This is a genomic window from Aeromonas sp. 96A, assembly GCF_051919165.1.
Classification (GTDB): Bacteria; Pseudomonadota; Gammaproteobacteria; order Enterobacterales; family Aeromonadaceae; genus Aeromonas; species Aeromonas veronii.
This window is the reverse complement of the sequence record NZ_JBQBFE010000001.1, coordinates 4,413,394-4,436,416: the sequence shown is the minus strand read 5'-3', so window position 1 is coordinate 4,436,416 and position 23,023 is coordinate 4,413,394. Positions and strand designations below refer to the sequence as shown.

Annotated in this window: 19 protein-coding genes and 1 pseudogene; 16 read left to right on the top strand and 4 right to left on the bottom strand. The window is 60.4% G+C overall.

The window, feature by feature from the left end; translation table 11 throughout:
- Positions 1-226: 226 nt before the first annotated feature.
- The 4 genes from ACTG2W_RS20600 to ACTG2W_RS20585 all read left to right on the top strand — a co-directional run bounded on the left by ACTG2W_RS20600 (position 227) and on the right by ACTG2W_RS20585 (position 7,403).
- The gene (locus tag ACTG2W_RS20600; RefSeq protein WP_106842599.1) at positions 227-2,665 is read left to right on the top strand and encodes a GH92 family glycosyl hydrolase; all 2,439 of its coding nucleotides are present in this window, start codon (positions 227-229) and stop codon (positions 2,663-2,665) included.
- Positions 2,666-3,107: 442 nt separating this feature from the next.
- A complete protein-coding gene (locus ACTG2W_RS20595) occupies positions 3,108-5,000 on the top strand; it encodes a PTS fructose transporter subunit EIIC (RefSeq protein WP_106842600.1) in 1,893 nt (630 codons plus the stop codon).
- 233 nt (positions 5,001-5,233) lie between these two features.
- Positions 5,234-5,986, top strand: a complete 753-nt coding sequence (locus tag ACTG2W_RS20590; protein WP_106842601.1) for a DNA/RNA non-specific endonuclease — start codon at positions 5,234-5,236, stop codon at positions 5,984-5,986.
- A 313-nt stretch (positions 5,987-6,299) separates the two neighbouring features.
- Positions 6,300-7,403: a YdcF family protein gene (locus tag ACTG2W_RS20585; protein WP_106842602.1), complete on the top strand. Its 1,104-nt coding sequence runs from the start codon at positions 6,300-6,302 to the stop codon at positions 7,401-7,403.
- Between the two features lie 81 nt (positions 7,404-7,484).
- Here the strand turns inward: ACTG2W_RS20585 and ACTG2W_RS20580 are convergent, their stop codons facing one another.
- Positions 7,485-7,859 (bottom strand): DUF805 domain-containing protein, encoded by a 375-nt coding sequence (locus tag ACTG2W_RS20580; protein ID WP_106842603.1) that lies wholly within the window; start codon positions 7,857-7,859, stop codon positions 7,485-7,487.
- 366 nt (positions 7,860-8,225) lie between these two features.
- Here ACTG2W_RS20580 and ACTG2W_RS20575 point away from each other — a divergent pair, with 366 nt between their 5' ends.
- Positions 8,226-10,151 carry an NAD(P)-binding protein gene (locus tag ACTG2W_RS20575; protein ID WP_106842604.1) on the top strand — a complete coding sequence of 642 codons (1,926 nt, stop codon included), beginning with the start codon at positions 8,226-8,228 and terminating at the stop codon, positions 10,149-10,151.
- Positions 10,148-11,353 (top strand): c-type cytochrome, encoded by a 1,206-nt coding sequence (locus ACTG2W_RS20570; RefSeq protein ID WP_440016516.1) that lies wholly within the window; start codon positions 10,148-10,150, stop codon positions 11,351-11,353. Before ACTG2W_RS20575 ends, ACTG2W_RS20570 begins: the two co-directional genes overlap by 4 nt.
- A gap of 88 nt (positions 11,354-11,441) precedes the next feature.
- Here the strand turns inward: ACTG2W_RS20570 and ACTG2W_RS20565 are convergent, their stop codons facing one another.
- The 3 genes from ACTG2W_RS20565 to ACTG2W_RS20555 form a co-directional block, all read right to left on the bottom strand.
- Positions 11,442-11,777, bottom strand: a complete 336-nt coding sequence (locus tag ACTG2W_RS20565; protein ID WP_181281558.1) for a DUF3634 family protein — start codon at positions 11,775-11,777, stop codon at positions 11,442-11,444.
- A 106-nt stretch (positions 11,778-11,883) separates the two neighbouring features.
- Positions 11,884-12,852, bottom strand: coding sequence for a nucleoside hydrolase (locus ACTG2W_RS20560; protein WP_181497444.1), 969 nt, complete (start codon positions 12,850-12,852; stop codon positions 11,884-11,886).
- A gap of 223 nt (positions 12,853-13,075) precedes the next feature.
- Entirely contained in the window at positions 13,076-13,369 is a 294-nt protein-coding gene (locus ACTG2W_RS20555; protein ID WP_005353197.1) for a hypothetical protein, read from the bottom strand.
- A 212-nt stretch (positions 13,370-13,581) separates the two neighbouring features.
- On the opposite strand from ACTG2W_RS20555, the gene ACTG2W_RS20550 reads away from it, so the two are divergent.
- From ACTG2W_RS20550 to ACTG2W_RS20505, 10 genes and pseudogenes are all read left to right on the top strand, one after another.
- A complete protein-coding gene (locus tag ACTG2W_RS20550) occupies positions 13,582-15,027 on the top strand; it encodes a coniferyl aldehyde dehydrogenase (protein ID WP_106842607.1) in 1,446 nt (481 codons plus the stop codon).
- Between the two features lie 11 nt (positions 15,028-15,038).
- Positions 15,039-15,659, top strand: a complete 621-nt coding sequence (locus ACTG2W_RS20545; protein ID WP_106842896.1) for a TetR/AcrR family transcriptional regulator — start codon at positions 15,039-15,041, stop codon at positions 15,657-15,659.
- Entirely contained in the window at positions 15,640-16,158 is a 519-nt protein-coding gene (locus tag ACTG2W_RS20540; protein WP_005361659.1) for a hypothetical protein, read from the top strand. Before ACTG2W_RS20545 ends, ACTG2W_RS20540 begins: the two co-directional genes overlap by 20 nt.
- 18 nt (positions 16,159-16,176) lie before the next feature.
- On the top strand, positions 16,177-17,361 hold the full coding sequence (locus ACTG2W_RS20535) for an iron-containing alcohol dehydrogenase (protein ID WP_106842608.1): 1,185 nt from the start codon (positions 16,177-16,179) through the stop codon (positions 17,359-17,361).
- A gap of 203 nt (positions 17,362-17,564) precedes the next feature.
- On the top strand, positions 17,565-17,825 hold the full coding sequence (locus ACTG2W_RS20530; protein WP_005337747.1) for a GNAT family N-acetyltransferase: 261 nt from the start codon (positions 17,565-17,567) through the stop codon (positions 17,823-17,825).
- Positions 17,812-18,402, top strand: coding sequence for a nucleotidyltransferase family protein (locus ACTG2W_RS20525; RefSeq protein ID WP_106842609.1), 591 nt, complete (start codon positions 17,812-17,814; stop codon positions 18,400-18,402). Before ACTG2W_RS20530 ends, ACTG2W_RS20525 begins: the two co-directional genes overlap by 14 nt.
- 71 nt (positions 18,403-18,473) lie before the next feature.
- Positions 18,474-20,297, top strand: coding sequence for a SulP family inorganic anion transporter (locus tag ACTG2W_RS20520; protein WP_106842610.1), 1,824 nt, complete (start codon positions 18,474-18,476; stop codon positions 20,295-20,297).
- A gap of 121 nt (positions 20,298-20,418) precedes the next feature.
- Positions 20,419-21,780, top strand: coding sequence for an MATE family efflux transporter (locus ACTG2W_RS20515; protein ID WP_106842611.1), 1,362 nt, complete (start codon positions 20,419-20,421; stop codon positions 21,778-21,780).
- Positions 21,777-22,387, top strand: a pseudogene (locus tag ACTG2W_RS20510) (hypothetical protein). The gene ACTG2W_RS20515 and the pseudogene ACTG2W_RS20510 overlap by 4 nt, the downstream one beginning before the upstream one ends.
- 276 nt (positions 22,388-22,663) lie before the next feature.
- Positions 22,664-22,879: a YdcH family protein gene (locus ACTG2W_RS20505; RefSeq protein WP_005337763.1), complete on the top strand. Its 216-nt coding sequence runs from the start codon at positions 22,664-22,666 to the stop codon at positions 22,877-22,879.
- Positions 22,880-23,023: the final 144 nt, after the last annotated feature.

Sequence of the window (23,023 nt, the reverse complement as noted above, 5' to 3'; positions counted from 1 at the left end):
AAATATACCGCACGCAATTACATGATACCCGGATCACAAACAGCGCGCCTTGCCACAAAAGTCTAGTGAATGACACTTTTTTACTCTGTCGATGAAACAGATGGCATGGGAATAATAGTGCTCGCCGGGATCAATGCCATCGAGCACCAATATTGCTCAGGGATCGCTCCGGTCTCATAAAAATAGATCATGACTGCTCACCCTCTACCCGATGGAGCCGCTCAATATGTTCAAGAAAAATATTCTGGCCATTGCCCTGACCAGCACGGTAGCCATGTTATCCGGCTGCGATTCAGATAACAGCAGCGACAATAACGACGATCAAAAGCCAACGCCAACCAATGTGTTGCAATATGTGAACCCATTCGTTGGCACTGGCTTTAACGGTCACACCTTTCCCGGCCCTGTGGTACCGGAGGGCATGGTGCAACTCTCGCCGGATACCGAGTTGCTCGGCTGGCACTCCTCCTCCGGCTATCACTTTGACAAAGATACCCTGTTCGGATTTTCCCACACCCACCTCTCAGGCACCGGCATGGGGGGGCTGGGGGATATTCTGTTCCTGCCCTTTACCGAAGATAAATCCAAATACATCGAGCAAAGCGATGATTACCGCAAAGCCATCTCGGTCAAAATGGACAAAAAATCCGAGCAGGCCGAGCCTGGCTACTATGCGGTGCGCATCGCCGAGAATGGCATCAAGGCCGAGCTGACCGCCTCCGAGCGGGTGGGCTTTCACCGCTACACCTATCCGCAGGGGCAACCCCAACGGCTGAAGATCGATTTGAACTCGATCCTCAACAGCGACTGGGGATCGAGTTCGCTGCGCAACAAACTCACCGTCAGCGAAGATGGCTACACCATCACCGGCGAGCGAGATGCGACTCACTTCTCCGGCTGGGCGAAAAACCAGAAGATCTTCTTCCATGCGACCTTCGACAAGAAGATCAAAGGGGTCTACATCCTCGCTGGTGGTGTGCCGGTAGAGGGCTTGAGCGCCGAGCACAAGGCCAAATCCAAAGCGGATGTCACCGCTTACGTCGAATTTGAAGAGGGCGGCTCAGCCCAACTGAACGCCAAAGTTGCCCTATCGGCGGTCGATGCCACCGGCGCATGGAACAACTACCAGGCCGAAGGGGATGTTTCGTTTGACGAGGCCCGCGCCAACGCCCGCGAGAAGTGGGCCAACGCCCTCAATTTCACCATCGAGGGGGGCAGCAAGGAGCAAAACGAGATCTTCTACACCGCCCTCTACCACACCAAGATCGCCCCCATCGTCCATCAGGATGTGGATGGCAACTACCGCGGCATGGGCAAAGGGGCGCAGGCCAAGGGGGAAGGCAGCTACTCCATCCACTATGGCCAGGCAAGCGAAGATCAGCCCAACTTCTCGGTCTACTCACTGTGGGACACCCAGCGAGCGCTGCACCCGCTTAAAACCATCACCGAACCCACCCGCGCCGTGCAGTATGCCAAGAACCTGCTCCAGAAGTATCTGGAGAGCGGCCTGCTGCCCAAGTGGGAGCATCTGGGGGATGAGACAGGCACCATGGTGGGCTATCCGGCGGTGGTGGTGATTGCCGACGCCATCACCAAATACCCCGATGCCTTCACTGCGCAGGAGAAAAATCTGGCGCTCACGGCCGCAATCGACTCCTCCACCTATACCAACTACCCCATGCTGGCGACCGAGTGGGACAAGGCGGTGCTGGACAAGACCCTGACCAACCACATCGATTACATCGAAAAGAACGGCTTTGCCCCGGCAGTGCAGCGGATCGACGGTCAGCCCGTCTTCGCTGACTACACCCTCGAGTCGGTCTCCTACGGTCTGGAGAACGCCTTCTATGACTGGGCCATCGCCCGGATCGCCAAGGCGGCCGGCAACCCGGCGGCCGAAGCGCGCTATCTGGCCCGTTCTAACGGCTATCAGCGCTACTTCGACCACAATGCGGCCGAATACGCCCAGTACGGGGTGACCGGTTTCATGCGTCCGGTGATGATCGATGGCGCCTTCATGACGCCGTTTGATCCCTATGGCACCGAACATGAGACCGGCAACTATACCGAGGGCAACGCCTGGCAGTGGACCTGGTTTGTGCCCCATGACATCAAGGGTCTGAAAACCGCGATGGGCGGAGAAGAGGCCTTCAAGCAGAATCTGGACGCCACCTTTGCCGCCGAGAGTCAGGGGTCGGAGACCGCTGACATGACCGGGATGATGGGTCAGGTGGCCTTCGGGAATGAACCCTCCCACCATATCCCCTACCTCTACAACTGGACATCGGAGCCGTGGAAAACTCAGGAGACGGTCGACTACATCCTCGACACCATGTACTCGAACACCCCGGCAGGCATCATAGGCAACGAGGATGTGGGCTCCATGTCTGCCTGGTATGTGATGTCAGCACTTGGCTTCTATCAGGTGAATGCGGCAGATCCCGTTTACACCATTGGCCGCCCGCTATTTGCCAAAGCGACCATCCCGGTCAAGGGGGGAACCTTCACCATCATCGCCGATAACAACAGCGCCAAGAACCGCTATGTCCAGTCGGTCACCATCAATGGCAAACCGCTCAAGGATGGTCTCTTCTTCGAGCACAAGGAGTTTATACCGGGGGGCAACCTCCACTTCGTGATGGGCGATACCCCGCCACAAAAGTAACGATCGATAGCATTGAGGTGACATTCAGCACGCAATCCGAAAATGTCACTTTGTGATACCCGACGGCCCACGCCAGATGGATTGATAAAATCCAATCAGCGCTGGGCCATTTTATTTTCCAGTGGGAAGCCCAGGTTCAACCATTAACCCGTTTTTCTCAAATATGCCTTAAATCGGGCAATAAACCGCAAAAAATGGCTGTAAATCCCATTACAAGGGTTTTTCTGTCATATCTTGACCGCTGTCACATCCTGCCATTAATTAAACAAAAACCACTATTGAGTTAAAGATCAACACTTTGCGAGCTGGATCACACCAGCAAAACCATGCAACAAAAATCCAGTTATTGCTACATTCATCGCCTGTCCAACCCTACCCTTGAGGGCAATAATGAGCCCAATTCGCAACGCATGACTTAGCCCTTACAGGGAAGGAGAGTGAGATGTTACCCACCATGACCAACGGCAGACTCATCTGCCTGGAGTTGAAGGCCACCAGCAAGGAGGCTCTGTTCGACGAGATGGCACAGATGCTGGCGCGCGATGGCGCCGTGTCTGATCAACAGCAATTCGTCAAGGATATCTGGGCCCGCGAGCAGCTGGACTGCACCGGCTTCGAGCAGGGTGTCGCCCTGCCCCATGCCAAGAGCAAGGCGGTCAGTCGTCCGGCCATTGCCATCGGTGTCAGCCGTCAGGGTATCGAGTACGGCGCCGAAGATGGCAAGCCAACTCAACTGATCTTCATGATCGCCTCCCCGGATGGCGGCGCCAACCACCACATCGAAGTGCTGGCCGAGCTCTCCACCCGTCTGCTGGAACCGGGCTTTATCGAGCAGATGAAGGCGGCCACCACCACAGAGCAGGCGCTGACCCTGCTCAAGCAAGGCCCGAAAGTGCAAAAACCGGCCCCAGCCGCCACACCGGCTGCCACTGCACCGGCTGAACCCGAAGAGCGCACCTTCAAGGATCGCCTCAATACCATGAAGCAGCACCTGCTGTTTGGTACTTCCCACATGATCCCTTTCATCGTGGCGGGCGGTGTGCTGCTGTCACTGTCGGTGATGATGAGCGGCAAGGGCGCCGTGCCGGAAGCGGGCTTCCTCAAAGACATGGCGACTATGGGTATCGCCGGTCTGACCCTGTTTACCGCCGTGCTGGGTGGCTACATCGCCTACTCGCTGGCTGACAAGCCGGGCCTGGCCCCGGGCATGATCGGCTCCTGGATTGCCGTTCAGCACTATCAAACCGGTTTCCTCGGCGCCATTCTGGTGGGCTTTATCGCAGGTTTCGTGGTCAATCAGCTCAAACGGATCAAGCTGCCTGACTCCATGACCTCCCTTGGTTCCATCTTCATCTATCCGCTGATCGGTACCTTCCTGGTGTGTGGCATCGTGATGTGGGGCATAGGTGCCCCGATCGCCGCCATGATGGAAGGGATGAACCACTGGCTCTCCAGCATGGCGGGCTCAGGTAAAGTGATGCTGGGGGCCATTCTCGGTGGTATGACCGCCTTCGATATGGGCGGCCCAGTCAACAAAGTTGCTACCCTGTTTGCCCAGACTCAGGTCAACACCCAGCCCTGGCTGATGGGCGGCGTCGGTATCGCCATCTGTGTGCCGCCGCTCGGTATGGCGCTGGCTACCCTGATGTCTCCGAAGCGTTACAAGAAAGAGGAGCGTGAATCCGGCAAAGCGGCCGCCATCATGGGCATGATCGGTATCAGCGAAGGTGCAATCCCGTTTGCCGCCGCGGACCCCATGCGTGTCATCCCAGCCATCGTCGCAGGCGGCATCGTCGGCAACATCACCGGCTTTATGATGCACAGTATCAACCACGCCCCCTGGGGTGGCTGGATTGTCCTGCCGGTTGTTGAAGGCAAGATGGGCTACATCCTGGGTACCATCCTCGGCGCCCTGACCACTGCCATCATCGTCAACCTGCTGAAAAAGCCGGTGAGCGAAGAAGATGACGTGACCACCACCCAAACCAGCTTCGAGATCATTGAAGCGGAAGGAGAAGCAGACGTACTGGCCATCACTGCCTGCCCGTCTGGCGTGGCCCACACCTTCCTCGCAGCAAAGAGCCTGCAGAAGGCCGCTGCCCAGCAGGGGGTCAAGATCAAGGTCGAGACCCAGGGCGCCAACGGCATCATCAACCGCATTACCGCCAAGGATGTCGCCAACGCCCGCTGCGTCATCTTCGCCCACGACGTGGCAATCAAGAACCGCGAGCGCTTCACCGATATCGAGGTCATCGATGTGAAAACCAAAGAGGCGATTCACAATCCGGAAGCACTGTTGGCCCGCACGCTGGGCAACAAGGCCAACGCCGCCTGATAGCAGTCAGACCAACCAGTACAAGGGGCCCATCACGGGCCCCTTTTCGTTGCCTGCCGAGCAACCGCACATCATCCCACCGACCAAGCCACTGATTTAAAACATATTAACCTGTCACATCACGGATCTTGGCGAGCCGTCACAGAACGGTGACGTGTAAAAAAACAGCAATTGAAGCGCTGGTCAGATCTCATGTCAAATGGCTCCGCCTACTAAACTGGAGCATCACAAAAATGATAAAAATCAATAAATTGGTTCTGGCTGTTACCCTCACCCTCACGACTACCCCCTTGCTGGCCGCCCACTGGGCGTGTGGCGACCACGTGCGCTTTGGCCTCCCCTCCGAATCGGATCAGAAGCTCTGTCGTGAAGGGTATGCCGTCGGCTACAACTACGACTACAAGGTGGCGGACTGGGTCTCCTACCGGATGACCGCCCAGAGCGCACAGGGCACTGTGCCGCGCAAGGATGCCTTCGCCGAGGACAAGGAGATCCCGGTCGCCTACCGCGCCACCCTCTCCGACTACAAGGGCTCGGGCTACGATCGTGGCCATCAGGCCCCGGCGGGAGACATGAAATCGAACAAAAACACCATGAAAGAGAGCTTCCTGCTGAGCAACATGACACCGCAGGTCGGGGTGCTCAACCAGAAGGCGTGGCGCGTGCTGGAGGACAAGGTGAACAAGTGGGCGGTCTCCCGCAAGGATGTGCAGGTGATCACCGGCCCCATCTTTACCGGCTCTGAAGAGTCCATCGGTCAGGGTGTGGCGATCCCGAGCGCCTACTACAAGATCGTGATGGACCCGGCCAGACTGCAGGCCATCGCCTTTATCATGCCGCAGGAAGAGGTGCACATCAGCCAGATCGCCGACTACCGGGTCTCGGTACGTGAGGTAGAGGAGCAAACCCAGCTCAACTTCTTCAGCGATATGCCCGAAGAGCAGCAAGAGACGCTGGAAGCCCGCATCTCCCCGATGTGGAACTGACTGCGAACACTCGCCAACAGATGGATTGACACCCCATCTGTCTTGCATCGCAACAGAGGGAGGGGGAGTCACGCTCCCCCTGTCCTTTTCAGATGGCTGCTGACCCGTTGCGGCCACTGTTGCGGCCATTTTTGCGGTCACTAGGTGTGGCATCACCCGACGACCCGCCCCGACTCACAGTTTGCCACGCCGTTAGCTGCTATATTGCCCCCTCTTTGGCACTAACAGACTGAATTGACGCACATTTGCCTCGTCGCATCGGCCCGCAAGCCGCTGCGCAACGGCGCGATTCAGCCCGACAGAGGACCTTTTGATGAAACAGACCCTTCTTGCCCTCACCCTCGGCGGCCTGCTGGCGCTCTCGCCCCTCGCCCTGCAAGCGGCCGAGAGCTCAATGCAGATGGAGCATGACCTCAATACTCTGGTCAGCAAACGGCAGGCGGTGGACATGCTGCTCGGCGAAGCGCTGCAAATCTACAAGTCGCCAGCCAAAATCTCCCACGCCGGTTTTACCGCCAAGATGCCGAGCAATATGGAGCTGGTGACCGAGCGGCTGCTGGCCGCCTACCAGCTTGAACCCTACCGCACCGACCTGCTCATCTCGGCGGCCAACGCCCAGATCTACAACGGCAACCTGAGCCGCGCCATCACCTTGCTGGAGCAGGCGCAGGCCGTCGCCCCCGATGATCTCGACATCAACAGCTATCTCGCCATCTGGCAGCTGGTGAAGGGTAACAAGGAGGCTTCCCGCAGCTATCTGGCGAAAGTGGCGGATCGCAACGGCGGCCGCGCCGCCGATCTGGAGGAGATCATCGCCCGGGTGCAGCGGATCACCGCCGCCCCGCTGCAAACCGAACTGACCGAGGATCAGGTCAAGGCCAGCAGGGAGGGCAAGCGCGCCATCGTCACCCTGGGCTACGCTCTCAATCCCGACGGCAGCATGGACAAGATCCTGCTGGGCCGTCTGCAAACCACCCTTGAGCTGGCCAAAGCCGACCCGGAAGCGCTGATCATCCTGACCGGCGGCGTGCCCCAGAACCGCCAGACCGAGGGTAAGCTGATGGCTGACTGGCTGGCCAACCACGGCATCGACCGCAGCCGCCTGATTGAAGAGAACTACGCCACCAGCACGGTGGATAACGCCCTCTACAGCGCCTATGCCCTCGCCCGCCACCAGATTGACTATGCGGTGCTGGTAAGCTCCGCCAGCCATGTACGTCGCGGCCAGACGGTGCTGGAAATCGCCTGCGACCAGATTGGTCCGGCCAACATCAAGGTGGCGAGCGTCAGCTACCCCGACAAGCCTCTCGAGGAGCTGGCCACCCCGAGCGAGAGCGAGCTGCTCGGCATCTACCGCGATGCCCTGCGCACCTACGGCATGTGGAGCTACCGATCAGCACCGCTGATCGAGCGTTGATCGACCATCAACACGAAAAAGAGAGGGAGGCGTGATGCCTCCCTCTCTTTTATTGACCGATGATTGGCCAAGCCACGCCCGTTAGCTGACGATAAAGCCCTGCGAGGGGGTCGCTTTGGGATCGTCACCGAAGCGGTTTGGCCCCTGCTGGCCATTGCAGACCATAAAGTAGATAAGCACCAGGGTGCCGATAATGGGGATAAGCCCGAGCAGCAGCCACCAAGCGCTGCGGTCGGTATCGTGCAGACGACGGGCGGCCACCGCCAGCGAGGGCAGCAGCACCGCCAGCGAATAGATGGAGCTTACCAGCTCCTTGTCGCCGCCAATCAGCTTGTCCACCATGCCGAGCAGCAGCATAACGATGACGTTGCACAGCACGAACATCCAGTATTCGGTGCGACGGGCCCGCCCGCTGAATACCGCATATTGCTTGAGGACCGAGATATACCAGTTCATTACGCCTCCTGAGTGGCCTTTATGCCTATGAATAAAAAGAGAGTCGATAAAACAAGTAGTTAAGAGCTTAGCGCGATCATCCCCCCGAGTCGACAATGATGCCCGAACGCCTCCCAAACTAATCAGCTGCGGCAATCATTGACCGACTGAGCCGGAAGATAATTTGCCCTGCAACAGGGCAAATCCCCCCCATCAGCGCATCACTCTCGTCACAAGCAGGAAAATGGTGCTTAATAATCCATTAGCAATCGTATGGACTCAGCGTGAGGATAGCGGTAGATTCGGCGCCCAATCCTGAACAGGATCTGTGTCTCCCTCCCATAATGAATCCACTTATTCATTACTTCTCCTAACACAGGGATAGCCATGAGTATTACACGCAGAGATTTTCTCAACGGCGTTGCCATCACCATTGCGGCAGGCGTCGCTCCCATCAATCTGCTCAAGGCTGCCGAAGGCGGCAGCACGCTGGCGGATAAAACCCTGGCCTACCCGCCCGCCCTCACCGGCCTGCGCGGCAACCACCCGGGCTCTTTCGAACCGGCCCACAGTATCGCCCGTGACGGCAAGCAGTATGACTTTGCCAATATTCCCCTTGAGGGGGAGTACGATCTGGTGATCGTCGGCGCCGGTATCAGCGGTCTGGCCGCTGCCTGCTTCTATCAGCAACTGCTCGGCGCGGATAAGAAGATCCTGCTACTCGACAACCACGATGACTTCGGCGGCCACGCCAAGCGCAACGAGTTCACCACCCCCGATGGCCTGCGTCTGGGTTACGGCGGCAGTGAATCCCTGCAATCACCGCGTTCGGTCTACAGCCCGGTTGCGCTCGGTCTGCTCAAGGCGCTGGAGGTCAACATCGACGAGCTGGCCGCCGGTTTCCAGCAGACCTTCTATCCGGATCTGGGGCTGAGCCGCGGCGTCTATTTCGACGAGAAGCACTTTGGCGTCAACAAGATAGTGAGCGGGGATCCGGGCCACAACGTGGCGGACGATATCCCCCGCGATCGCCTGAACGGCCGGCCACTGGCAGAGTTTATCGGTGACTTCCCCCTCGATGATGCCGACAAGGCCGCCCTGTTGGCCCTGCACGAAGCGAAGATCGACTACCTGAGCGGCATGACCCGCGAGCAGCAGGATGAGTGGGTGACTCGCAACAGCTACACCACCTTCCTGCGCGATAAAGTGGGTCTCAGCGAGCGGGCGATCACTTACTTCCAGCAGCGCACCAACGACTTCCAGGCGGTCGGCATCGACGCCACCGCCTGCGCCGATGCGCGACTCTGCGCCTTGCCGGGGTTCGACGGCCTCAATCTGACACCGCTGGATGCCGAGGAGCAGGCGGAGCTGGACGATCCCTACATCTTCCACTTCCCCGATGGCAACGCCGGTCTCACCCGCCTGATGGTGCGCAAGCTCATTCCGCAGGTGGCGCTGGGTCACACCATGCAGGATGTGGTGCTGGCCAAGTTTGACTACAGCAAGCTCGACCTGCCTGAGCACAAGGTGCAACTGCGCCTTGGCAGCACGGCGTTGCAGGCCAAAAACGTGCGCCTCGCCGACGGCAAGCTGGCAGTGGATGTCACCTACATCAAGGAGGGGAAACTGCACCGGGTGCGGGCCAAGCAGTCGATCATGGCTGGCTACAACATGATGATCCCCTACATGGTGCCCGAGATGCCGGAGCCCCAGAAGGAGGCGCTGCGCCAAAATGTCAAGGCGCCGCTGGTCTACACCAAGGTGGTGATCAAGAACTGGCAAGCCTTCGTCAAGCTGGGGGTACACGAGGTCTACTCCCCGGCCGCACCCTATAGCCGGGTCAAGCTCGACTATCCGGTCAGCATGGGTGGCTACGAGCATCCCAAGAGCCCGGATCAGCCGATGTGCCTGCACATGGTCTATGTGCCGACCCTGCCGGGCAGCGGTCTGTCGGCCCGCGAACAGTCCCGCAAGGGGCGCGCCATGATCCTCGGCATGCCGTTCGAGCAGCATGAACAGATGATCCGCGAGCAGTTGCAGGGGATGCTCGGCAGCGCCGGTTTCAACCATGAGCAGGATATCCTCGCCATCACGGTCAACCGCTGGTCTCACGGCTACTCCTATGTCACCAACACCCTGTTTGATGACGAAGCACAGTGCGAAAAATGGATTGAACTGGGTCGCCAGCCGATCGGCAACATCACCATCGCCAACTCGGATGCAGGCTGGAGCCCCTACGCCCACGCCGCCATCGACGAAGCGTGGCGCGCCGTCAACGAGCTGGTTGCCATGAGCAAGGGAGGTGCCCAATGAGCCGCGCCCTGTCACTGACCACCAGCGCCCTGCTGCTGGCCCTGCCCGCCCTTGCCGCCAACGCAGCCCCCGCCATGTCTGCGGGGGAATACGTGGCCAAGCTCGGCGATTGCGCCGCCTGTCACACCAGCGAGACCAGCAAGCCGCTGGCGGGCGGCAAAGGGTTCCCGACCCCCATCGGCACCGTATTTGCCACCAACATCACCCCGGACAAGACCCACGGTATCGGCAACTACAGCCTGCCGGAGTTCATCAAGGTAATGCGTGAAGGGGTGGCCCGCGATGGCCATCGCCTCTATCCGGCCATGCCCTACACCGCCTACGCCAAGATGAGCGATAAGGATCTCGAAGATCTCTATCACTATCTGATGAAGGAGGTACAGCCGCTAGCCATCGCCAACAAGGAAAGTGACATCCCCTGGCCCCTCAACATGCGCTGGCCGCTGATGGGCTGGAACTGGGTCTATCACGATGACAGCCGCTTCACCCCGGTGGCGGGCAAGAGCGAAGAGTGGAACCGCGGCGCCTATCTGGTGCAGGGTGCCGGTCACTGCGGCAGCTGCCACACCCCACGCGGATTGGGGATGCAGGAGAAAGCGCTGACCGAGGCGGATCCCGTCTACCTGAGCGGTGCCGCGCTGGATGGCTGGTATGCCCCCGACATTCGCGGCAGCCGTTACAGCAAGCAGGCGCTGATCGACCTGCTGAAAACCGGCCGCAGCCAGCATGAAGCGGTCGCGGGCCCCATGGGGGAAGTGATCACTCACAGCAGCCAGTATTTCAGCGACGCCGATCTGGCAAGCATCGCCACCTATCTCACCGATCTGAAAGATGAACCGGTGGTGGAGAAAGGGGCCCGCGCCTACGCCAGTGCCAGCGGCAAGGCGGACTACGCCATGTACTGCTCCACCTGTCACGGGGTCAACGGCCAGGGCAATGACCACGTCATCCCCTCGCTGGTCAACAACCGCACCGTGCTGGCGAGCGATCCGTCGAGCCTGATCAACGTGTTGCTGCACGGCGCCGAGACCCCGGTCACCCACGGCCATCTGGGTTACCACATGCCGGGTTATGGCTGGACCATGGATGACGAGCGGCTCGCCGAGCTGGTCAACACCCTGCGCGCCTCCTGGGGCAATGAAGGCACCGCCGTCAAGGTGGCGGCGGTCAAGGCCCAGCGCGAGCTGCACGGCAAGGAGTAAGGGCTGTCAGCTCTCTCTTGGCCAAGTGCCATAAAAAACGGGCCTCCACTGGAGGCCCGTTTGCTATTGATGAACCACGTTCCGGTGCTTATCCCTTGCGGGATTTGGGCCCCGGCAGCGGCGCCGTTGGCTGGCGGTAATCGCCATAGGGGAAGATATTGCGAAAACGCTGGGCCACCGGCTCGGGGATGGAGCGGGAGAAGATCAGCTTCACGCCATCGCCATCACGCTGCCCCACAATGCGACCGCGCACCGTGTCGTGGCGCAGGATCTGCTTGGTATGCTCAATAAAGGCGGGTGACACCTTGCCCTGCTTGACCACTACCTTGCCGGGTGCAAGACGGATCTCGAACAGGGCGCCACGCCCCAGCTTCATCAACCACCAGATCAGCGCAATCGCCACTATCAAGGAAATCCAGGCCATCTTCATCCCTCCCAAGCTCTTGATATAAGGCAGTATAAGCGGCCGTGCGCTCCGATTGTTTGGCGCCGATCACAGCCCCCGCGTCAGCGCAATAGCGCCTCTTTGCTCAGCAATCCTTGCCCCAGCCCACCAGCGTCTCGCGATAGAGCGCCAGCAAGGCTTCATCGCGCACCGCTACCCCGACCTGCTGCGAACGATAGGCTGCCCAGTCATCGTGGGAGTGGCGTTTGCCATCGAACTTTTGCAGGGTGTGGCCGATGGCTGGGCCGCTGGTGATCACCCGCACCGGCCCCTCGCGCAGGGTAAAGAGGGTCGGATCAATCACATAGGCGATGGCGGACGGATCGTGAACGTGGCAACCGGAGAGCCCCAGCTTCTCGGAGTAGAAGCGCAGGTAGAAGCGGCTGACATCCCACAGGAAGCGGCCCGGCTCCCCCGCCTTGTCCCTGAGTTCATCCAGATAGGCGCTGCTGAAGAAGCTCTGCTGGGTCACATCCAGCCCGATGATCACCACAGGCCAGTCGGCGGTAAAGACCCGGTCGGCGGCATCGGGATCGTCGTGGATATTGGCTTCGGCATAGGGGGTGACGTTGCCGCGATGGCCGTTGACGCCAAAGGCGCCGCCCATCACTACCACCTGTTTCACCAGCGAGACAATCTCGGGCGCCTGTTGTAGCGCCAGCGCCAGATTGGTCAGCGGGCCGATAGTGACCAGGGTGATCTCCCCCGGCGCAGCTTTCACCGCCTCGACTATGTACTGCCAGGCGGGGCGGGGATCCGGAGCGATAGTCACCTCCCCCGCCTCCATGTCGCCAAAGCCGCTCGGGCCGTGGACTATGGTGGTGGGGCCAACCGGCTCGCGCAGCAGCGGGGCAGCCGCGCCTTTGGCCACATCCGCCTTCATGCCGTACTTCTGCTTGAGCCAGAGGGCGTTGCGGGTGCCATTGTCGATGGTGGCGTTACCAAAAACTGTGGTGATGGCGAGCAGCTCAATGGCGGGGTGGGCCTCGGCAAACAGGATGGCCATGGCATCGTCGATACCCGGGTCGGTATCCAGAATGATTTTATGGGTCATGAGAAATTCCTACGGTGACAAACCCTGCGACAAAAGGGAGAGTCTACCCGGCTGACGGCCCCGTATCCCAGCATGGGATCACAGACCGGGCCTTTGCTCCCGACAGCGGGGGCGCTGCTGGCGACAATCTGCACAAAAAACGGCGTGGCCCTGTTGCCAGCGCCGCGCCCTTTATCGTTGTTCGTTATCTGCTATCTGGCAGTGATCTGCCTGACTACGCCCCTCAGTGCTTGCGATGCCAACGCGGTGAGGTCGCCTTCTCCCCCCAGGGAGTGACGCAGGGGAGCAGTGCCCCTTCAATCACCATCTCGCTGCCTGCCAGCGCCTCGGCGATCTTCTGGTGCAGCACCCGCAGTACCTTGCCCTCGTGCTCGGCCAGAGAGTGGCCCGCGGCAAAGAATTCCGGCTGATATTGCAATGCCAGCTTCTGGGCGAATTCGTAGGTGTTGAAGCAATCCGGCATCCGCTCAACCACATCTTCAAGCCGGGCCAACAAGCTGTTCAGTTCCCTGGTCATAGTGCTCTCTCCGTGTAGGTTAATAGCCAAAAACTACCCCTTATTAGATAAGTCACCAACGAGCAAACCACAAAAGTGTGGGGAGACACACAGTTCTCTCTTGCGTCTGGCTCGTGGTGAACGGCAGACAGCTTGCCAGCTTTACATTCCGGTAACAAACAGCTAGATTTAGACCGACTAATCAGTCGGTCATTTTTCATGCGGAGAACAACATGGGTGCGGCGCAGCTTCAACACACTCCTGAGGATATCCTCGCCATCAAATTGTCCCTGCCGGATCAGCTGGCACGGCTCAAGCGGGCGAGTCTGGCTCATCCCATGCCTACCCTGGCCGAGCGCCGGGCGCAGCTGACCAAACTCAAACAGGCGTTGCTCGCCCACAAGGGGCAGCTGTGCAAGGCGCTGGCGGCAGATTATGGCCAGCGCAGCCACTACGACAGCCTGATCGCCGATGTGCTGCCCTGCATCATGCAGATCAACTACACCCAGAAGCGGCTCAAGCGCTGGATGCAGCCCCACCGCCGTCACACCGGCCTGCTGCTGGCTCCCGCCAAAGTAGAGGTGCACTTCCAGCCGCTCGGGGTGGTCGGCATTATCGTGCCGTGGAACTTTCCGGTGATGCTGAGCCTTGGCCCCCTCATCACCGCCATCGCGGCGGGCAACCGGGCGATGCTGAAACTCTCCGAGTTCACTCCCCATACCAACGCCGTGCTGCGCACCATGCTCACCAGCGTGTTTGACGAAAACGAGATCGCCATCATCGAAGGAGATGCCCAGATGGCGGCGGCGTTCAGCTCACTGCCGTTCGATCACCTGCTCTTTACCGGCTCTACCATGGTAGGCAAGCTGGTGATGGCCGCCGCCGCGCCCCAGCTCACCCCCCTCACCCTTGAGCTGGGTGGCAAGAGCCCTTGTCTCATCGCCCCCGACATGCCGGTCGCCACCGCGGTCGAGCGGATGATCTTCGGCAAGAGCCTCAACGCCGGACAGATCTGCGTCGCCCCCGACTATGTGCTGCTGCCCCGCAGCGAGGTGGATAACTTTATCGCCGCCTATCGCCGCCACTTCAGCAAGCTCTACCCGCAGGGGCTCAATAGTGCCGACTACGGCGCCATCATCAACGACCGCCAGTATCAACGTCTCGTCAGCTGGCTCGATGAAGCCGAGCAGGCGGGTGCCCAGCTCCACCCCTGTGGCAACCCGGCCCGCGACGACCAGCGTCGCCTGCTGGTGCCCCACCTGCTGACCGGGGTGCCGGGTCAGTGTCAGGTGATGCAGCAGGAGATCTTCGGGCCGCTGCTGCCGCTCATCCCCTACGACACCCTGGAGGAGGCACTCGCCTATGTGGCTGAGCGGCCCCGCCCGCTGGCCCTCTATCTGATGAGCTTCGATCCCGAGTTGCAGGCGCGAGTGACCCGGGAGACCCACTCCGGCGGCATGGCGATCAACGAGAGCCTGTTTCAGGTGGCGGCCGACGATGTGCCGTTTGGCGGCATCGGCGCCTCCGGCATGGGCCACTACCACGGCCACGAGGGGTTCCTCACCTTCTCCAAGGCGAAAACCGTGCTGACCCGCGGCAAGTTCACCACCGGCTCCCTGATCCATCCGCCCTACCACAGCTGGATCCAGAAGCTGATGATGGCCTTCTTCCTGCGCTGATGGAGATGACCATGAACCAGGCTATCCCGCAGCCACAAACCATGACCGACAAGCGCCGCCAGATCCTGGATGCCGCCCTCGCCCTCTGCGCCGAAGATGGCCTGCAGGGGGCCGCCACCGCCCGAATCGCCAAGGCGGCCGGGGTGGCCAACGGCACTCTGTTCCACCACTTTCCGAGCAAGGAGGCGCTGATCCTCGCCCTCTATCAGGATGTAAAGACCCGGATGGGGAGCGCCATCCATGAAGCAGATCCCACCCTGCCGCTGTACGACCAGACCCGCCACTACTGGCAACTGGCGATGGAGTGGATGCAGGCTAACCCCAATGAGCTCAAATTTGTGCTGGGCTTCTTTCACTCTCCGTTGCTGGCCAGACCGGCCCGCAGCCAGATCCTGAACGATGCCCTGCGCTTTCTGCCTGCACTGCTGGCAAAGGGGCAGGCCAGCGGCGAGCTGATGCAGGCCCCCGCGCCACTGTTGCTGGAGGTGTGTCAGGGCCAGTTCCTCGCCTGCGCATCACTGTTTGTCGATCAACCGGAGCTGGGACAGGACGACTACTGGCAAGCCAGTGCGTTCGCCCTCTTCTGGTCAGCCATCTCAGGAGCCAATCCCCATGCAAACACGGATGTTTGAACCTGCGGCAGCCCTTGGCCGCCGCCTCTGGATCACCACTCTGCTCTGGGTGGTGGGTCGCACCCTCTGTCGCGCCGCCCGCACCGATGAGGCGGTACGCCGCGAATTGGCGCCGTTGCCGGACGGGTTGGCAATCCGCCTCGAAGTGGGCGGCATCGGCTACGCCATGAACATGCACAAGCAGGGTGGGCGCTGGTATCCCGGCGCGCCAGTCGCCCCCCATGCCACCATCCATCCACTACGGGTGCGCTTCAAGCATCCCAATATCGCCTTTCGCGCCCTGAGTTTTCGACTCGGGGTCAATCAGGCATTTGGCGAAAACCGGCTGCTGGTGGAGGGAGACCTGACCGTTGCCATGCATCTGGTGCGGGGGCTTGAGCAGTTGCAGTCCCTGATCCTGCCCGCCTTTATCGCGCGGCCTCTGCTGCGCCACTATCCCGCCCCGACCAACAAGATCGGCCGGGCTTGCAACATCTATCTGGGTCTGGTGACCGGCTAACGCGCAAGGAGCCTTGAAATGAGCCGCTATTACGATTTCTTCTGCCCGGTCAAACTGCTGGCCGGTGAACAGGCGCTGGAGCAGCTGGCCAGCGAGCTGACCAGCCTGGGTGCCCGTCGCCCGCTGCTGCTGACCGACAAGGGGGTCAATGCCACCGGCCTTGCCACCCTGCTGGCCAATGTGCTGGCCGAGGGGGAACTGCCGGTCGCCGCCATCTGGGACGAGATCCCGGCTGACTCTTCCACTGCCGTGGTGGAGCGGATCGCCAAACGCTACCGCGAGCTCGACTGCGACAGTCTGGTGGCGCTGGGGGGCGGCTCGGTCATCGACACCGCCAAGGCAGTCAACATTCTCACTTCCATGGGGGGTAATCATCTGCTCGACTACTCGGGCGCCGGTTGCCTGACCCGTCCCCTCAAGCCGCTGGCGGTGGTGCCCACCACGGCGGGCACAGGATCAGAAGTGACGCTGGTGGCGGTGATCAAGGATGAGGCGAGCGGGCGCAAGGTGCCCTTCACCTCCCCCTTCCTGCTGCCCCAGCTGGCGGTGCTCGACCCGCGCCTGACCCAGGGGCTGCCCCTCAATATCACCGCCGCCACTGCCATGGATGCTATGACCCACGCCATCGAGGCCTTTATCGGTACCGCCAAGAACCCGGTGAGCGATGCACTGGCCCTGATGGCAGTGGAGAAGATCGCCAGCGCCCTGCCGCAAATCATCCACGACCCGCAAAACAAGCAACTGCGGCTGCAACTGGCGGAAGGTTCAACTCTGGCTGGCATGGCCTTCTCCAACTCCATGGTGGGGCTGGTACACGCCCTCGGCCACAGTCTGGGAGCCCGCTGCCATCTGCCCCACGGGCTGTGCATGAACCTCTTTTTGCCCACCGTGCTCGACTACAACCGCCCCGAGGTGGATAGCGAGCTGGCCCGGCTGCTGTTGCCGCTGGTGGGGGCAGAGCGCTTTGCTGCCACCCCGACCCATCAGCGGGCGGAGGCGACCATCACAGCTATTCGCACCCTGCGCGACACCTTGTGGCAAGCGGTCAAGCTGCCGCGTACCATGAGCGAGGCAGGGGTAAGCGATCGCTCGCTACTGACCGAGATCCGCGATCTGGCGGTCAACGACGGTGCCCTGCTGTTCAATCGCAAGGACGCCGACCGTGAGCAGTTACTCACCCTGCTGGAGCGAGCCTGGGTCTGATCCCTCCCCTTTGCCAACACTCTTGTGCTGACACTAACGCGGTGCCCGACTCACCATCGGGCACCTTGCTCTACATCGCGATATCGATGCGCCCTCTGTCAAAGGGAGATGATATTGACCACGGGCTCTCATTATCTGTTCTATACCTTGGCTAACAGTTATGTTGTGCCGAGAGACCCAACTTTATGCCAGAGGTGCCCACCATGAGCGACATCATCCATCAGGCCAACCAGCAGCAGTTCATCTGTATGGTGGAGGGGAAAGAGTCGAGACTGCGCTACCGGCGGCTCGATGCCAAGACCATCGACGCCTACAGCACCTTCGTGCCCCCCGAGCTGCGGGTGCAGGGGATTGCCGATCAGCTGGCACGCGCCTTCTTCAACTGGACTCAGGCGGAGGGGCTCACTATAGTGCCGAGCTGCCGCTACATTGATGTCTGGTTACGCCGCAATGCCAACAACTGAACCTCTGAACTCCGCCCTCGAACAGCAATTCCAAGCCAAAACAGAAGCCCTGCTGCGGGCCGATCCGCAGCGGATGGCCTGCCTGCAAGCCGCGGCCGAGCTCAATCTGCCCGACTGGGCGCTGGGAGCAGGCTTTATCCGCAACCTCATCTGGGATCACCTTCACCACAAGGCGGTGCCCACCCCGCTCAACGATATCGACCTTATCTATCTCGATAAAACCGATCCGCAAGGGCTGGCCGAGACGGCGCATGAAGCCTGGCTGGCAAAGCGGCTGCCGGATCAGCAGTGGGAAGTGCGCAATCAGGCTCGCATGCACACGCGGCAGCTGGTGGTGCCGTTTGCCAGCAGCCTTGAGGCGCTCAGCCACTGGGTCGAGGTGCCCACCTGCATCGGCGTACGCCTCACCCGGGATGGCGAGTTCGAGTGGCTTGCCCCCTACGGCTTTACCATCAACTGGTCGCTGCAAGTGAGTGCCAACCCCAGATGTCGCCAGGACAAACAGATTTTTACCCAGCGCATCAAGGAGAAACGCTGGCAGGCTATCTGGCCTGACCTTCAGGTAAACTGGCCATAACCTGATTGCAATCTTTCGATAACCTTGGGCACACTAGGGGAAAAGCTGGTTGTAACTCAATGGGTTAAATAATGCGCGACTTCTTCTCTCTCGAACGCTGGCTACCGGGCCTCGCCGCCCTGCTGCATTACCAGCGCGCCTGGTTGATGCCAGATCTTCGCGCCGGACTCTCGGTGGCGGCCGTGGCGCTGCCCGTCGCCATCGCCTATGCAGAACTCGCCGGAGTGGGTGCTATCGTCGGTCTCTACTCCTGTATCCTGCCCATGCTGGTCTACGCCCTGTTCGGCACCTCCCGCCAGCTGATCGTCGGCCCTGATGCCGCCACCTGTGCGGTCATTGCCGCCGTGGTGACGCCGCTGGCCGCAGGCGACCCCACCCGTCACTGGCAACTGGTGATGACCATGACCGCCATGACCGGCTTCTGGTGCCTGATTGCCAGCCGCTTCAAGCTGGGGGTGCTGGCGGACTTTCTCTCCCGCCCCATCCTGATGGGGCTGCTCAATGGTGTGGCCATCACCATCATGGTGGGCCAGCTCTCCAAGATCTTCGGCTTCACTTTCAGCGAACGTTACCTCATCGAGCGGATCGCCAGCGGGGCTACCTATATTACCCAAACCCATCTGCCGACCCTGGCCATGAGTCTGGTAGCCCTGCTCACCCTGCTGCTGGCCAAGCGCTACAAACCGGCATGGCCCTCCTCCATGGTGGCCATGGTGGTGACCGCTGCGCTGGTGTGGGGCTTTAATCTCGGCCAGTTTGATATCGCCACCCTGGGGACGGTGGGCTCCGGCCTGCCCGCCTTCCAGATGCCGGAATTTCCCCCCGGCCTGATGCGGGAGCTGGTGCTGCCCGCCCTTAACCTCGCCATGGTGAGCTTCGTCTCCATGATGCTGACCGCTCGCAGCTTTGCAGCCAAAAACGGTTACGAAATCGACGCGGACAAGGAATTTCGCGCCCTCGGTATGGCCAACCTCGCCTCGGCGGTCTCGCAAGGCTTTGCCATCAGCGGCGCGGATTCACGCACCGCGGTCAACGATGCCAACGGCGGCAAGAGCCAGCTGGTCTCTATCATCGCCGCTGCGGTGATCGCCCTCATCACCTTCTATCTGACGGCGCCGCTCAAATATATACCCACTGCCGCCCTCGGGGTGGTGCTGGTGATGGCCTCCCTGTCGCTCACCGATTTTCGCGGTCTCTGGGCGCTGCGCAATTCGGATCGATCCGCCTTCTGGCTGGCGCTGATCACCTTTATCAGCGTGCTCACCATGGGGGTGATCCCGGGGATCACCCTCGCCGTGCTGCTGGGGCTGTTCCAGTTCCTGCGCAATGTGATGCGCCCCACCGATCAGCTGCTCGGCATGGATGACGAGGGGGTGGTGCGCACCCTGGGGGACAACGAACAGGCTAAGGCGATCCCGGGTATTCTGGTCTATCGCTTCAACTCGCCGCTGACCTACTTCAACGCCCCCTACTTCAAGCGGCGGGTGCTGGCCTTGCTGGTGCAAGATCCCCGCAATCCCAAGTGTCTGGTGATCGATGCGGTGGCCTGCTTCACCCATCAGGACATCAGCGTGATGAGCATGGTGGGGGAGCTGCACAAGGAGCTGAAACGGCGCGGCATCCATATGGTGATGGCGGGTCGCCACGGCCAGATGACCCACTGGCTCAAACAGGCCGGCGTGCGGGTGGGCGATGAGGGGATCATCCTCTGCCCGGATATGTATCAGGCGCTGCGCCTGACCCGCTGCTATCGCGAGCCGGTGTTCAAGGATGATGCGGTGGTGGAGAGCACCACAGATGCCATCCGCTCAAATTGGCCGCAGGATGATGCCCTGCCCGACTCGGCGCGTCTCACCCTGCCGAGCGAACAGGAGGCGGGCGCCACTCCTGCCTGATCCCCTGGCCTGATCCCTCGGGCCGGGCAATCCCGCCCAAGGATTGCACCGGCCTCGGCCTTGGTGTTAAATGCGCCCCCAGAGGGCACTTCCCCGTGCCCGTACAGCTGTTGGACATGCCATGCAATCTCAATCCCACGCAGGCCCGGGCACGCTCTTTGCGCTGACCTGGCCGCTCTTTATCGATCTCGCCCTGCACTTTCTGACCGGCGCCCTCAATACCTTCATGGTGGGTCACGTCTCCTATCAGGGGGTGGCGGCGCTGGCGGTCGGCAATCAGGTGTTCGATCTCGCCATCACCCTGTTCAGCTTCGTCAGCATAGGTACCAGCGTGGTGATCACCCAGTATCTGGGAGCGGGCGATCGGGAGAAGAGCCGGGTGGTGATCCACACCGCCATCGGCTTCAACCTGCTGATCGGTCTGGTGGCAGCCATTGGCGTGATGGCGGGGGCCAGCACCATGCTGGCGCTGATGAACCTGCCCGCCCACCTGATGAGCGACGGGACGCTTTACTTACAGATCATCGGTCTCTGCCTGCTGCCGGAGGCCGCAGCCCTCTGTCTGGCGGCGACCCTGCGCGCTCACGGCCACACCCGTCAGGCGATGTATGTGACCCTGATCGTCAACCTCATCACCTTCGTCGGCAACCTGCTGCTGCTCTACGGCTGGTTCGGCCTGCCCCAGCTTGGTGTCGCCGGTGTCGCCATCAGCACGGTCGCGGGCCGACTGGTCGGCGTGGTGCTGCTGGTGTGGCTGGTAGCCCGCAAGACCGGCATTCGACTGGTGGTGCGCGATATCGTCCACCCCAGCCGGGAGATGCTGGGCAAGGTGCTCCATATCGGCCTGCCGGCGGCAGGGGAGAACCTCTCCTGGATGCTGCAGTTTATGGTGGTGACAGCCTTTGTCGGACTGCTGGGAGACAAGGCGCTGGCAACCCAGTCCTACTTCTTCCAGATCTGCCTGTTTATCCTGCTGTTTGGCCTCTCCATCGGCCTTGGCAACGAGATCATCATCGGCCATCTGGCGGGAGCAAGACAGTTCGATCGCGCCTATCAGCAGCTGCTCAAAAGCCTCAAGCTGGGGCTGGCGGTCACCTGCGTCATCGCCGTGGCGGCGGCCCTCAATGGCCGCACTATCATCAGCCTCTTTACCGATGATGCCGACATCATCACCCAGGTGGCGCAACTGTTTCTTATCAGCCTTATCCTCGAGCCCGGCCGCACCTTCAATCTGGTGGTGATCAACGCCCTGCGGGCCACCGGGGATGCCCGTTTCCCCCTCTACATGGCGTTGCTCTCCATGTGGGGAATTGCCGTGCCACTCTCCTATTTCCTCGGTATCATGCAGGGTTATGGACTGGTCGGTATCTGGCTGGCGCTGGCCTGCGACGAGTGGGTGCGCGGTCTGGCCATGTTCTGGCGCTGGCGCAGTCGTCGCTGGCAAAACAAAATTCTTGTTGAAACAAAAGCGGAATCACAATGAAGAAGATAGGACTCTTGCTGGCTGCCATCCTGCTCAGCCCCCTGGCCATGGCGCAAACTGCCCCTGCCGCTCCCAAGGCTCAAGCCACCCAGACCTGGTATGTGGCCCCCACGCCATCGATGAAACCAGCGAAGCCCAGAAGGCGCTGACCAAGGATTTCATGGCCCAGATGATCAAGACCATCAAGATCAACGAGTACCAGACCGGCAAGGCGGTGGGCAACACCAAGAAGCCCAAGTGGCTGATCCGCACCAAGCTGATCCCCGCCAGCAACGAACCACTGGTCGGCAAGAAGCACGCACAGGGTCTCACCTACGGCAAGGGCAACCCGACCCAGGAGATTGTTGGCGAGCTGCTGATGAATGGCACCCTGGTGGCTCACATCGGCCAGGGCTGGCGCGAGCCTATCGTCCCGGGCACGCCGGTGGCAGACAAGCTCTCCATCGCCAACTATCGATACGCCATCGGGGATCAGGCCAAGTCGGCGGATCTGGAGGAGCTGGCCGCCCAGATTGGCTTTGAAGCGGGCAAGGTGATCCACCGCGATGGCAAGCCGCTACCCGAGAAGAAAAAGAAAAAAGAGCAGGCGGACGAAGATAAAGAGTAACGTTGCCTGCATCCATAAAAAGGGGCCACTCGGCCCCTTTTTTGATCCTGCACCCTCACGCCAACACTGCCCCTGTTGTGACTTGTCGCACAGTTTGGCTCACCATTCAGATTGATAAATCACTTATCTTGTTTTGATTCAACAAATTATAAATATCCCGCCGAATACCCCAAATCATTGCCCCCAAATCCGATCAGGATCACATTTATCCCCGGCACTAAGGGGTAGCTTTGGTCTTACAGGCACAATCAAACGAAACCAAGGAGGCTCCATTACATGTTCCCAGAGTACAGAGAACTCATCTCGAAACTGAAGAGCAGTGATGTCCATTTCCAGAAGAAGTTTGACTTGCACAACGACCTGGATGCGGAGATTAGAAAGTTGGAAAAGCATCACGCCAGCGACTATAGCGCCGAGGTGAGAGATCTGAAAAAACAGAAACTCAAACTGAAAGAGGAGATATACGACATCCTCAAACAACATCCACAATAGATGCCTCGAAGAATATGCGGATAAGCAATTTATCCCCCAGCCCGGCCCACGCGCCGGGCTTTTTGTTGTTTCAGTCAATTAGTTGACACCCGAGCCTACCGTTCTTGCCGGTAGTTTGTTACATTTTTCCCTTGGAATTCAGGG